This window comes from Burkholderia sp. A2, assembly GCF_001729305.1.
Classification (GTDB): domain Bacteria; phylum Pseudomonadota; class Gammaproteobacteria; order Burkholderiales; family Burkholderiaceae; genus Burkholderia; species Burkholderia sola.
Window position 1 is genome coordinate 192889 of sequence record NZ_LZXX01000149.1, and the last position, 11958, is coordinate 204846.

Here is an 11958-nt window from a genome sequence, read left to right on the forward strand (position 1 = left end):
GTTTGCGTTATCCCTGTTTGAGCCGGTCAGGCTGCCTGCGACGATTCGAGGAAGTCCTGCGCGAAACGCTGCAGCACGCCGCCCGCTTCGTAGATCGACACTTCCTCGGCCGTATCGAGCCGGCACGTCATCGGCACCTCGACGCGCTCGCCGTTCCTGCGGTGAATCACGAGCGTCAGGTCGGCGCGGGGCGTACGCTCGCCGATCACGTCGAAGGTTTCGGTGCCGTCGATGCCGAGCGTCGTCCGGTTCGTGCCCGGCTTGAACTCGAGCGGCAGCACGCCCATCCCGATCAGGTTCGTGCGGTGAATCCGCTCGAAGCCTTCGGCGGCGATCGCCTCGACGCCCGCGAGCCGCACGCCCTTCGCGGCCCAGTCGCGCGACGAGCCCTGGCCGTAGTCGGCGCCGGCCACGACGATCAGCGGCTGCTTGCGATTCATGTACGTCTCGATCGCTTCCCACATCCGCATGACCTTGCCTTCCGGCTCGACGCGCGCAAGCGAGCCCTTCTTCACCGCGCCGTCGACGATCGCCATCTCGTTGATCAGCGTGGGGTTCGCGAAGGTCGCGCGCTGCGCGGTCAGGTGGTCGCCCCGGTGCGTCGCGTACGAGTTGAAGTCTTCTTCGGGCAGGCCCATCTTCGCGAGGTATTCGCCGGCCGCGCTGTTCGGCAGGATCGCGTTCGACGGCGACAGGTGGTCGGTCGTGATGTTGTCGCCGAGCACCGCGAGCGCCCGCATGCCCTTCAGCGTGCGCTCGCCGGCCAGCGCGCCCTCCCAGTACGGCGGGCGGCGGATGTACGTGCTCTGCGCGCGCCAGTCATACAGCGGCGCCGCGCGCTCGCCGGCGTCGGCGCTGCGCGCGAACATCGGCTCGTAGACCTTGCGGAACTGCTCGGGCTTCACGCTCGACGCGACGATCGCGTCGATCTCCTCGTCGGTCGGCCAGATGTCCTTCAGCGTAACGGGCTTGCCGTCCTGATCGTGACCGAGCACGTCCTTCTCGATGTCGAAGCGGATCGTGCCGGCGATCGCGTACGCGACGACAAGCGGCGGCGACGCGAGGAACGCCTGCTTCGCATACGGATGAATGCGGCCGTCGAAGTTGCGGTTGCCGGACAGCACGGCGGTCGCGTACAGGTCGCGATCGACGATCTCCTGCTGGATCTTCGGGTCGAGCGCGCCCGACATCCCGTTGCAGGTCGTGCATGCGAACGCGACGATGCCGAAGCCGAGCTTCTCGAGTTCCGGCAGCAGGTTCGCTTCTTCCAGATACAGCTCGACCGCCTTCGAGCCCGGCGCGAGCGAGCTCTTCACCCACGGCTTGCGCGTCAGGCCCTTCGCATTCGCGTTGCGGGCGAGCAGCGCCGCGGCGATCACGTTGCGTGGGTTGCTCGTGTTCGTGCAGCTCGTGATCGCGGCGATGATCACCGCGCCGTCGGGCATCTCGCCCGGCTTCTCTTCCCACTGACCGGCGATCCCGCGTGCGGCGAGATCGGACGTCGGCAGCCGCTTGTGCGGATTCGACGGGCCGGCCATGTTGCGCACGACGCTCGACAGGTCGAACGTCAGCGTGCGCTCATATTGCGCATCGGCGAGCGTATCGGCCCACAGGCCGGCCGCCTTCGCGTAGGTCTCGACGAGCTTCACCTGCTCGTCGCTGCGGCCGGTGAGGCGCAGGTAGTCGGTCGTCTGGCCGTCGATGAAGAACATCGCGGCCGTCGCGCCATACTCGGGCGCCATGTTCGAGATCGTCGCGCGATCGCCGAGCGTAAGGCTCGCCGCGCCTTCGCCGCGGAATTCCAGATACGCGCCGACCACCTTCTCCTTGCGCAGGAATTCGGTCAGCGCGAGCACGACGTCGGTCGCGGTGATGCCGGGCTGGCGCTTGCCGGTCAGCTCGACGCCGACGATGTCGGGCAGGCGCATCCACGACGCGCGGCCGAGCATCACGTTCTCGGCTTCGAGCCCGCCGACGCCGATCGCGATCACGCCGAGCGCATCGACGTGCGGCGTGTGGCTGTCGGTGCCGACGCAGGTGTCCGGATACGCGACGCCGTCCTGCACCTGGATCACCGGCGACATCTTCTCGAGGTTGATCTGGTGCATGATGCCGTTGCCCGGCGGGATCACGTCGACGTTCTCGAACGCCTTCTTCGTCCACTCGATGAAGTGGAAGCGATCCTCGTTGCGGCGATCCTCGATCGCGCGGTTCTTCGCGAACGCGTCCGGGTCGAAGCCGCCGCATTCGACGGCGAGCGAGTGGTCGACGATCAGCTGCACGGGCACGACCGGGTTCACTTTCGCCGGGTCGCCGCCGCCGTCCGCGATCGCGTCGCGCAGGCCCGCGAGATCGACGAGCGCCGTCTGGCCGAGGATGTCGTGGCACACCACGCGCGCCGGGAACCACGGGAAATCGCGTTCGCGCTTGCGCTCGACGATCTGCTTCAGCGAATCGGCGAGGATCGCCGGATCGCAGCGGCGCACGAGGTTTTCGGCGAGCACGCGCGAGGTGTACGGCAGCGTGTCGTACGCGCCGGGTGCGATCGCGTCGACTGCTGCACGCGCGTCGAAGTAGTCCAGCGACGTGCCGGGCAGGGGTTTGCGGTTGGCGGTATTCATGATGTGGGGCGGAATTCGGGGTAAGACGTGCCGCGCGCGCCGACAGCCCCCATCGCGGGGCGCCGGCGTGCGCGGCGGGCGATCAGCGCTTCTCGATCGGCACGAACTGCAGGTCTTCCGGACCGGTGTAGTTCGCGCTCGGGCGGATGATCTTGTTGTCGATGCGCTGCTCGATGATGTGCGCGCTCCAGCCCGACGTGCGCGAAATCACGAACAGCGGCGTGAACATCGCGGTCGGCACGCCCATCATGTGATACGACACCGCGCTGAACCAGTCGAGGTTCGGGAACATCTTCTTCGCGTCCCACATCACCGATTCCAGACGCTCGGCGATGTTGTACAGCTTGGTGTCGCCCGCTTCCTTCGACAGCTTGTGCGCGACGCCCTTGATCACCTTGTTGCGCGGATCGGAGATCGTGTAGACCGGATGGCCGAAGCCGATCACCACTTCCTTGTTCTCGACGCGGCGGCGGATGTCGGCTTCGGCGTCGTCCGGCGAGCTGTAGCGGCTCTGGATCTCGTACGCGACTTCGTTCGCGCCGCCGTGCTTCGGCCCGCGCAGCGCGCCGATCGCGCCGGTGATCGCCGAGTAAATGTCCGAGCCCGTGCCCGCGATCACGCGGCCGGTGAACGTCGACGCGTTGAATTCATGCTCCGCGTACAGGATCAGCGACGTGTGCATCGCCTCGACCCACGACTTCGACGGCGTCTTGCCGTGCAGCAGGTGCAGGAAGTGGCCGCCGATCGAGTCGTCGTCGGTTTCGGTTTCGATGCGCTTGCCGTTGTGCGAGAAGTGATACCAGTACAGCAGCATCGAGCCGAGCGACGCCATCAGGCGGTCGGCGATGTCGCGCGCGCCCGGCAGGTTGTGGTCGTCCTTCTCCGGCAGCACGGTGCCGAGCACCGACACGCCGGTGCGCATCACGTCCATCGGGTGAGCCGACGCCGGGATCTGTTCGAGCGCGGCCTTCAGCGCGCTCGGCAGGCCGCGCAGCGCGCGCAGCTTGGTCTTGTACGCGGCCAGTTCGGTCAGGTTGGGCAGCGTGCCGTGCACGAGCAGGTGCGCGATTTCCTCGAACTCGCACGATTCGGCGACGTCGAGAATGTCGTAGCCGCGGTAGTGCAGGTCGTTGCCGGTCTTGCCGACCGTGCACAGCGCCGTGTTGCCGGCCGTCACGCCCGACAGCGCCACCGACTTCTTCGGCTTGAATGCGCCTGCGGCGGCCGGTGCTGCTGCGTCTTTCGTCTCGCTCATGTTTTCCTTCTCCAATGGGTATCGGGGGGTGCGGGCCGCGTTACTTCTTGCCCTGCGCGAACAGTTCGTCGAGCTTGCGCTCGTATTCGTGATAGCCGAGGAAGTCGTACAGCTCGGCGCGCGTCTGCATCGTCGGCACGGCCGCCTTCTGCGTGCCGTCGCGGCGCAGCGTCTCGTAGAAATTCAGCGCGGCCTTGTTCATCGCGCGATACGCGCCGCAGCAGTACAGCGCGATGTCGACGTTCGCCTCGCGCAGCTCGTCGACCGTGAACAGCGGCGTCGAGCCGAACTCGGTCAGGTTCGCGAGGATCGGCACCTTCACGGCGGCCTTGAAACGGCGGTAGTCGTCGAGCGTCTTCATCGCTTCCGGGAAGATCATGTCCGCGCCGGCTTCGACGTACGCGACCGCGCGCTCGATCGCCGAATCGATCCCTTCCGCGGCGGCCGCGTCGGTGCGCGCCATGATCACGAACTGGTCGTCGGTGCGCGCGTCGACCGCGGCCTTCACGCGATCGACCATTTCGTCGATCGGCACGACTTCCTTGCCCGGACGATGGCCGCAGCGCTTCTGGCCGACCTGGTCCTCGAGGTGCACGGCCGCGACGCCGGCGTTGATGAACGAGCGGACCGTGCGCGCGATATTGAACGCGCCGCCCCAGCCCGTGTCGATGTCGACCAGCAGCGGCAGGTCGGTCGCGTTGGTGATCCGGGTCGCGTCGATCAGCACGTCTTCCATCGTGCTGATGCCGAGGTCGGGGATGCCGAGCGAGTTCGCGGCGACGCCGCCGCCCGACAGGTACACGGCCTTGAAGCCGACGGCCTGCGCCATCTTGGCCGCGTACGCGGTGATCGCGCCGACCACCTGCAGCGGCTGCTCGGCCGCGACTGCCGCGCGGAACTTCGCGCCGGCGCTCTGAAGATGCGTATTGCTCATGAACGGCCTCCTGATGGAATGCTCGATAACAGCAAGGACCGGGCCAGCTTGCGAAACGTCACTAACCCACTGATTCTTAAGCCACCGCCGTGTGCGTGGCATCGCCCGGCGATTTCAATTTAGCGATTTCATGTTTCAAAAATGAAATCTCGCGCGCATAATCGGCCGTCATGGACCTCTCCTCGACCAAGCCCGTCGGCCCGGCCGACCGCACGGTACGTCCGCGCATCTGGGCAATGGGCATCAGCCGGCTGCGCGAGCTGTTTCGCGAGATCGCCGGCGAATTCGACGAACGCGCGGACGTGCGCATCGTCACGCGCGCCTATGAAGATGCGCTGAGCGCGCTCGCGGAGGCCGGCGCCGCGCGGCCCGACGTGATCGTGGCGGCCGGCTCGAACGGCGGCTTCCTGAAAACGCGGGCGCAGGTGCCGGTGGTGGTCGTGTCGCCGACCGGCTTCGACGTGATGCAGGCGCTCGCGCGCGCGCGGCGCGACGCCGCGCGGATCGCGCTCGTCAGCGCCGGCGAGACGCCGCCCGAAGTGCGCCGCTTCGTCGCCGCGTACGGCCTCGACGTGCAGTTTGCGTCATATCAGTCCGCCCAGGAAGCGGAAGCCTGCGTGCACGACCTGCGCGATCGCGGCATCGAGACGATTGTCGGCCCGGGCCTCGTGACCGATCTCGCGGCCAGCGTCGGCATGGGCGCGGTATTCCTGTATTCGCATGCGTCGGTGCGCAAGGCCGTCGAGACGGCGCTCGAAGTCGCGTATGCGACGCACGCCGAGGCTTTCCGCCGCCAGCGGCTCGACACGCTGCTGCAGCACCTGCGCGACGGCGTGGTCGCGCTCGACGCGCACGGCCGCGTCGAGGCGATCAACGAACGGCTCGCGTCGGCGCTCGGGGTCGAACCCGCGGCGGCCGTCGGCCGCGCGCTCGTCGACCTGCGGCCCGAGCTGCGCACGCTGCGCGGCGAGGACGGCGACGCGCTCGCGACCGTGCGCGGGGTGCGCTACGTCGTGCACCGCGGGCCGCTGGTCGATCGCGGCGTCACGTCGGGGAGCGTGCTGACGTTCCAGGAATCGCGCGCGGTCGAACGGCTCGATCGCGCATTGCGTTCGCAGCCCACCACGCAACAGTTCGCCGCACGCTACGCGCTCGACGACGTGGTCGGCGCCTCGGCGCCGATGACGCGCGTGCGCGCGCTCGTGCGCCGCTACGCGAAGTCCGACGCGACCGTGCTCGTGCTCGGCGAAAGCGGCACCGGCAAGGAAATGATCGCGCAGAGCCTGCATGCGCTGTCCGCGCGGCGCAGCTATCCGTTCGTCGCGGTCAACTGCGGCGCGTTTCCGGAAGCGTTGCTCGAGAGCGAGCTGTTCGGCTATGAAGAAGGCGCGTTCACCGGCGCGCGGCGCGGCGGCAAGACCGGCCTGTTCGAGGCCGCGCACCGCGGCACGCTGTTTCTCGACGAGATCGGCGAAATGCCGCCGTCGCTGCAGAGCCGGCTGCTGCGCGTGCTGCAGGAGCGCGAGGTGATCCGCCTCGGCTCGACCGAGCCGATCCGCATCGACGTGCGCGTGATCGCCGCGACGCACCGGCCGCTGCTTGCGGCCGTCGAAGCCGGCACGTTCCGCGCGGATCTCTATTACCGGCTCAACATCCTGAACATCGGCCTGCCGCCGCTGCGCGAGCGCGCGGCCGACATCCCCGCGCTCGCGGCGACGCTGCTCGTGCAGGCCGCGCGGCGCGAGCCGCGCCTCGCCGATCGCGTGCGCGACACCGACGACGCGCTGCGCGTCCTCGCCGCGACGCAAGCGACGCTCGCGCGCTACCGCTGGCCCGGCAACGTGCGCGAACTGCAGAACGTGGTCGAGCGGATCGCGGTGGAGCTGGCCGAGGAAGTCGACGAAAGCGATCCGGCCGCCGCGTGCGCGGCGCTCGCCCCCGGCGCGCTGCAAGTAATCGCGCCCGAGCTGTTCGCCGCGCCGCGCGACGCGGCCGGCGCCGGCGCCGGCGCCGACGATGCACCGACGCTCCAGGCGCGGCGCCGTCGCGCGGAAGCCGACGAGATCCGCGCGGTACTCGACGCGTGCGGCGGCGATCGCGATCGCGCCTGTGAGAGGCTCGGCATCAGCAAGACGACGCTGTGGCGGAAGTTGTCGGCGAAATAGGTGCGGGCCGCGCCGTCATTCGGCTTTGTGATAGTGGCGATACGCCTTCGCGCGATTGCCGCACGACGACATCGAGCACCAGCGGCGGCTGCCGTTCTTGCTGTCGTCGATGAAGAGCCACTGGCATGCATCGTTCGCACAGCGCTTGACCTTCGCGAGCCGCGCGCCGCCGAGCAGGTCGATCGCCGACCACAGCACCGGGCTCAACAGCCCCGCGAGCGTCGCACCCGACGCGTCGATCCGCCACGCATAGCGGCCGTCAACGCGCGCCAGCGCAACCCGCGGCGGCGCTTGCGCGAGGAAACCGCCGAGCAGCGCGAGATCCTCGGCCTGCGGCTCGCGCTGCTCCGCCTGGGCGTGAAAGAGCCGGTATAGCGCCTCGCGCAACGCGAGTGCGTGCGCCAGCATCGCCGGCTCGTCGCCGTTCTCTTCCCCTTTCTCCTTGTCGGGCACGCGACATGCGTCGGTCAGGCCGGCCGGCACGCCCGCCTGCTCGCGGCACCACGCGAACAGGTCGTCGATCGTGCCGAAAGTTTCGGTCGGCGGGTCGCTGCCGCGCCAGTACAGCGTGTTCGCGAAATCGAGGCTCAACGTTTCGGCCGGCGCCGGGATCAGGCAGTCCGTCGTGACGGAAGGTTGCGTTTTACTCATGACGCGATCGTATCTAACCACCATGCCGGTTGACAAGCGTCCGAGCGATTTCTAACATAACCGGCATGGTGGTTAAAAACTGGCTTGCTGCACCGACGCCCCTTCACTACAAGGAGACACAGATGATCGATCGCTTTTCGTTCAGCGTTATCCACACCGCCGTCGGCCGCCGGTACGACGACAGCACGCTCGGCGCGCTGCGCTACAAGCGGCTGGCATGGTGCCTGTAAGCAGGTTTGCCGCACTGACGTCCCCCTCAGTTCAAGGAGCCACAGATGATCGACCACCTTTCGTTCGGCGTTGCCCACATCGACCGCAGCCGCACCTTCTACGACAGCGCGCTCGGCGCACTCGGCTACAAGCGCCTGTATAGCGACGACGGCGCCCTCGGCTACGGGACGACCGAGCCCGAGCTGTGGTTGCAGCACGCGGCCCGGCCTGTCGTCGCCGATCCCGATTCGGGGTTGCACCTGTCGTTCAAGGCCGCGTCGCCGGTCGAGGTCGACGCGTTCTACCGCGCCGCGCTCGAGCACGGCGGCAAGGACAACGGCGGGCCCGGCAAGCGCGAGCACTACGGCCCCGGCTATTACGCGGCGTTCGTCGTCGACCCCGACGGCTATCGGCTCGAAGCGCACTGCGAACTCGACAACGTCGTTTGATCGGATTCGCGCGGACACGCACGAGCGACAGGGCCCCGATTCCGCCTCGCGCGGAATCGGGGCCCTGGTTTTTGGCTACATCGTCGTTAGCTGCGCGCGGGTAGCCGCATCCTCAAGCCGGTCCGCGCCGCACACGCGCTTATTGCGCGTCGCGCGTGCTCTGCAACTGCTCGCCGAGTCCTTCGATCCCGAGGCGCACCACTTGGCCGGCCTTCAGGTATACCGGCGCTGGCTTGATACCCATGCCGACGCCCGGCGGCGTACCGGTCGTGATCACGTCGCCCGGCTGCAGCGTCATGCAGGTCGACAGATAAGCGATCAGCTGCGCGACGGTGAACACCATCGTGCGCGTGTTGCCGTTCTGATAACGATGGCCGTCGATTTCGAGCCACAGGTCGAGACGCTGTGGATCGGGCACTTCGTCGCGCGTGACGAGCCACGGGCCGAGCGGCCCGAACGTGTCGAAACCCTTGCCCTTGTCCCACTGGCCGCCGCGCTCGATCTGCCATTCGCGCTCGGATACGTCGTTGACGACGCAGTAGCCCGCGACGTAATCGAGCGCGCGCGCTTCGTCGACATCCTTGCACTTCGCGCCGATCACGACGCCCAGCTCCACTTCCCAGTCGGTCTTGACCGAACCCTTCGGGATGTCGATGCCGTCGTTCGGGCCGCAGATCGAACTCGTCCACTTGCCGAACACGACCGGTTCCTTCGGCACCGGCATGCCGGCTTCGGCCGCGTGGTCGGCATAGTTCAGGCCGATGCCGATGAACTTGCCGACGTGACCGACGCACGCGCCGATGCGCGGCTCGCCGGACACGAGCGGCAGCGCGGCCGGATCGAGCGCGCGCAGCCGCGCGAGACCCGCGTCGGACAGCACATCGCCGGCAAGATCCGCCACATGCGCGGACAAGTCGCGAATCCGGCCGGCCGCATCGAGGATGCCGGGCTTTTCCTGGCCGGACGGGCCATAGCGAAGCAGTTTCATCGTGCTTAACCTCTGTTGTCGAATGGGACAGGATACCCGCCGACGCGGCCTTTCGCGGCCGCGCGCCGGACTGATCGTCGATCGTCGATGGCACGCGTAGGCGCTGCGTGAGGCATGCCGTCGACGCGCGAGCGTCGTGCGGGCGCAGCGATCGTGGCGCCGCACGACAGTACGGCGCGCATCGAACGGGCGCCCGCCGGGCTGCGCAGCGGCGACGACGGGCCGGCATCCGCGACGCGTGCCGGCCATGCCGGCCGCCTGCACGCGCGGCCGCGCCGTCGCTGGCCCGCAAGCCTTTGTACCATCGGCCGCGCGCCGTGAAATGACACGCGACGGATACCGACTATTGGTGCGACTGCCGGCGCTGCGGCGCAACACGCGCCGCGCCAGCGTCGAATCGACCGGCCGTCGCTCGCCGGAGCGCCTGCCATCGGGGCATGAATACTGGCTATTCGGGGTGCCCCTGTCATCGAAAACGTTTGCCCATCCGTTCTTGTCGGGTAATGATCGGTAAAAAGACGCTGCATTGCACACTGTATGTTTATTGCTAAGCTCGTACGGATGGCTTTCATTGCCATACGCGGAGCAGAACCGGCCAGCGTGCGTCGCCCACCGATCGACGGTAATCCCCCAACTTCACATCGACAATGCAGACAACCAACGACCCGCTTCCCGGCTGCGACGCACGGGAATCGATGGCCGCTCTTGATCGCTATCGCGCACCCGCGCTCGACAAGGGCCTCGACATTCTCGAACTCCTGTCCGAGCAGAAGGAAGGACTCACCCGCACCGAAATCACAAAGGAGCTCGGCCGCAATGCGAGCGAAATCTACCGGATGCTCGAACGCCTCGTCGCGCGCCGCTACGTGATGCGTTCGACCGGCGGCGATCGCTACACGCTCAGCCTCAAGCTGTTCGCGCTTGCGCACCGGCATCCGCCGATGAACCGGCTGATCGCCGAGGCGCTGCCACCGATGCAGCGCTTCGCCGATGCCGCCGAGCAGTCGTGCCACCTGTCCGTCTACGATCGCGGCAACCTGCTCGTGATCGCGCAAGTGGACGGGCCCGGCCCGTGGGGCGTGTCGGTCCGGCTCGGCTCGCGCGTCGGCCTCGCCGACACGGCGTCCGGGCGCATGATGCTGGCGTTCCAGAGCGCCGAGCAACGCGCGCACATGCTGGCCGAGCATCGCAAGGTCAAGGGCGAAGCGCCGCTGAACGAGCAGGAGCTCGCGAATGCGTGCCAGTCGATCCGGCAGTCCGGCTATCTGCGCCAGGACAGCCGCCAGGCGTACGGCGTGACCGACCTGACCGTGCCGATCCTCGGGCCGGCCGGCCATGCGATCGCGGTGCTGACGTGCCCGTACATGCGCCGGATCGATGCGCACCTGGCGCCGTCCGTGGACGTGGTCGTCGACGCACTGCGCGACACGGCCGCCCATCTGTCGATGTGCCGCACCGAGACCTGCTGACACGCGGGTTCCCGGCAATGCGCACCGGCCACGGCGCAGCGGCGCCGGCTCCGGTTGCGTGCGACGCCCGTGCGGTGCCCGACGCGCGATGCCGCATCGGGCGCCCGCGGCGCTACGCTAGAATAGCGGCCCTCTCAAAAACTACGGCGGCCGGTTGTCGCGGCCGTCGTGTCCGATGGATGTCATGGCCAAACTTCTGAACGATCAAGAATTCCAGCGTTTCTCCGAACTTCAGCAGAAGCAGGCAAGCTTCACGATCACGCCCGAGGAAGCGGACGAGCTGCGCGATATCGTCGCGCGCGCGCAGAAGAAGCGCGACGATCGTGCCGCCGCGATGCAGGCGATCGAGAACTACATCGAGCAGTTCGACATCACGCCTGACGAACTCTTCTCGCCCGAGCAGATCGGCGACGCAGCGCGCACCTACGGGCTCATCACGGCGACCAAGAAGGAACGCACGCTGCCGCCGTCGATCACGTTCAACGGCAAGCCGTACCAGTGGACCAAGACGCTTCCGGACGACGTGCGCGGCGCACTGTTCGACGCGTTCACGTCCGGCGAGTCGGTCAAGCGCTTCATCGCGATGCCGAAAGACACCGCGCGCTGTGCGCTGACGATCGCCCGCCTCGAGCGCGAAACCGGGGCGGTCTATGCCGATCCGCACCTCGAGGAACTCGCGATTTCGCGCGACCAGGTGAACGACGCGGCGTCGAAACTCGCTGCGTGAATGTGACCACGGGCACGGTTCCTGCGTGCCCGCACCCGCGCGTCACGCCGGCCTTGGCCGGCGCCGCGCCCGTGGGAGCCGTGCTTTCCCACGCTCCCGAAAAAGCTCACCTCGGCATCCTGCAAGCACTCACCGCGGCCTCCCGAAAAGTCTCACCGGAGGCTCCTGGAGACGCTCACCGACGTCTCCCGAACGTCCTCACCGATCGCTCCCGCAAGGGCTCACCGACACGTCCCGGAAAGGCTCACCGGCCTCTCCCGCAGGTGCTCACCGGCCGTTCCCGGGAAGGCTCACCGAATGCTCCCGTATCGGCTCACCACGCTGCCCCGTGAAAGCTCACCCACGGCTCCCGAAAAGGCTCACCTTGCTGACGGCCTTGAATTGGCGAGCCCGGAATGCGGCCACGCGCGTGTACACGCCCATCGCTTGAAACGGCTGCGGAAGGTAACCATCGCGGCACGCTGCGTGCATCTCCGGACACCGTGCGCG

At 67.8% G+C, this 11958-nt stretch carries 9 protein-coding genes; 4 read left to right on the top strand and 5 right to left on the bottom strand.

Annotated elements, in window-relative coordinates; translation table 11 throughout:
- Nucleotides 1-26 precede the first annotated feature (26 nt).
- From acnD to prpB, 3 genes are all read right to left on the bottom strand, one after another.
- The gene (acnD, locus tag A9Z05_RS32495) at nucleotides 27-2621 is read right to left on the bottom strand and encodes a Fe/S-dependent 2-methylisocitrate dehydratase AcnD (RefSeq protein ID WP_069621645.1); all 2595 of its coding nucleotides are present in this window, start codon (nucleotides 2619-2621) and stop codon (nucleotides 27-29) included.
- 82 nt (nucleotides 2622-2703) lie between these two features.
- Nucleotides 2704-3876 (bottom strand): 2-methylcitrate synthase, encoded by a 1173-nt coding sequence (gene prpC, locus A9Z05_RS32500; protein ID WP_069621646.1) that lies wholly within the window; start codon nucleotides 3874-3876, stop codon nucleotides 2704-2706.
- Between the two features lie 40 nt (nucleotides 3877-3916).
- Entirely contained in the window at nucleotides 3917-4810 is an 894-nt protein-coding gene (prpB, locus tag A9Z05_RS32505) for a methylisocitrate lyase (RefSeq protein ID WP_006480320.1), read from the bottom strand.
- 170 nt (nucleotides 4811-4980) lie between these two features.
- Here prpB and prpR point away from each other — a divergent pair, with 170 nt between their 5' ends.
- Nucleotides 4981-6975: a propionate catabolism operon regulatory protein PrpR gene (gene prpR, locus A9Z05_RS32510; RefSeq protein ID WP_069621647.1), complete on the top strand. Its 1995-nt coding sequence runs from the start codon at nucleotides 4981-4983 to the stop codon at nucleotides 6973-6975.
- Between the two features lie 15 nt (nucleotides 6976-6990).
- On the opposite strand, the gene A9Z05_RS32515 is transcribed toward prpR, so the two are convergent.
- Nucleotides 6991-7650, bottom strand: a complete 660-nt coding sequence (locus tag A9Z05_RS32515) for an ABATE domain-containing protein (protein WP_069621648.1) — start codon at nucleotides 7648-7650, stop codon at nucleotides 6991-6993.
- A gap of 251 nt (nucleotides 7651-7901) precedes the next feature.
- On the opposite strand from A9Z05_RS32515, the gene A9Z05_RS32520 reads away from it, so the two are divergent.
- Entirely contained in the window at nucleotides 7902-8285 is a 384-nt protein-coding gene (locus A9Z05_RS32520) for a VOC family protein (RefSeq protein WP_050013351.1), read from the top strand.
- 139 nt (nucleotides 8286-8424) lie between these two features.
- Here the strand turns inward: A9Z05_RS32520 and A9Z05_RS32525 are convergent, their stop codons facing one another.
- A complete protein-coding gene (locus A9Z05_RS32525) occupies nucleotides 8425-9273 on the bottom strand; it encodes an ureidoglycolate lyase (protein ID WP_069621649.1) in 849 nt (282 codons plus the stop codon).
- A 647-nt stretch (nucleotides 9274-9920) separates the two neighbouring features.
- On the opposite strand from A9Z05_RS32525, the gene A9Z05_RS32535 reads away from it, so the two are divergent.
- The gene (locus tag A9Z05_RS32535; RefSeq protein ID WP_069621650.1) at nucleotides 9921-10742 is read left to right on the top strand and encodes an IclR family transcriptional regulator; all 822 of its coding nucleotides are present in this window, start codon (nucleotides 9921-9923) and stop codon (nucleotides 10740-10742) included.
- Between the two features lie 175 nt (nucleotides 10743-10917).
- Nucleotides 10918-11469: a hypothetical protein gene (locus A9Z05_RS32540; RefSeq protein WP_006480314.1), complete on the top strand. Its 552-nt coding sequence runs from the start codon at nucleotides 10918-10920 to the stop codon at nucleotides 11467-11469.
- Nucleotides 11470-11958 lie beyond the last annotated feature (489 nt).

What these genes read in the sequence shown, in the direction of transcription:
- acnD (WP_069621645.1), bottom strand. Translation starts at nt 2,621, where the DNA reads ATGAATACCGCCAACCGCAAACCCCTGCCCGGCACGTCGCTGGACTAC.
- prpC (WP_069621646.1), bottom strand. Translation starts at nt 3,876, where the DNA reads ATGAGCGAGACGAAAGACGCAGCAGCACCGGCCGCCGCAGGCGCATTC.
- prpB (WP_006480320.1), bottom strand. Translation starts at nt 4,810, where the DNA reads ATGAGCAATACGCATCTTCAGAGCGCCGGCGCGAAGTTCCGCGCGGCA.
- prpR (WP_069621647.1), top strand. Translation starts at nt 4,981, where the DNA reads ATGGACCTCTCCTCGACCAAGCCCGTCGGCCCGGCCGACCGCACGGTA.
- A9Z05_RS32515 (WP_069621648.1), bottom strand. Translation starts at nt 7,650, where the DNA reads ATGGTGGTTAGATACGATCGCGTCATGAGTAAAACGCAACCTTCCGTC.
- A9Z05_RS32520 (WP_050013351.1), top strand. Translation starts at nt 7,902, where the DNA reads ATGATCGACCACCTTTCGTTCGGCGTTGCCCACATCGACCGCAGCCGC.
- A9Z05_RS32525 (WP_069621649.1), bottom strand. Translation starts at nt 9,273, where the DNA reads ATGAAACTGCTTCGCTATGGCCCGTCCGGCCAGGAAAAGCCCGGCATC.
- A9Z05_RS32535 (WP_069621650.1), top strand. Translation starts at nt 9,921, where the DNA reads ATGCAGACAACCAACGACCCGCTTCCCGGCTGCGACGCACGGGAATCG.
- A9Z05_RS32540 (WP_006480314.1), top strand. Translation starts at nt 10,918, where the DNA reads ATGGATGTCATGGCCAAACTTCTGAACGATCAAGAATTCCAGCGTTTC.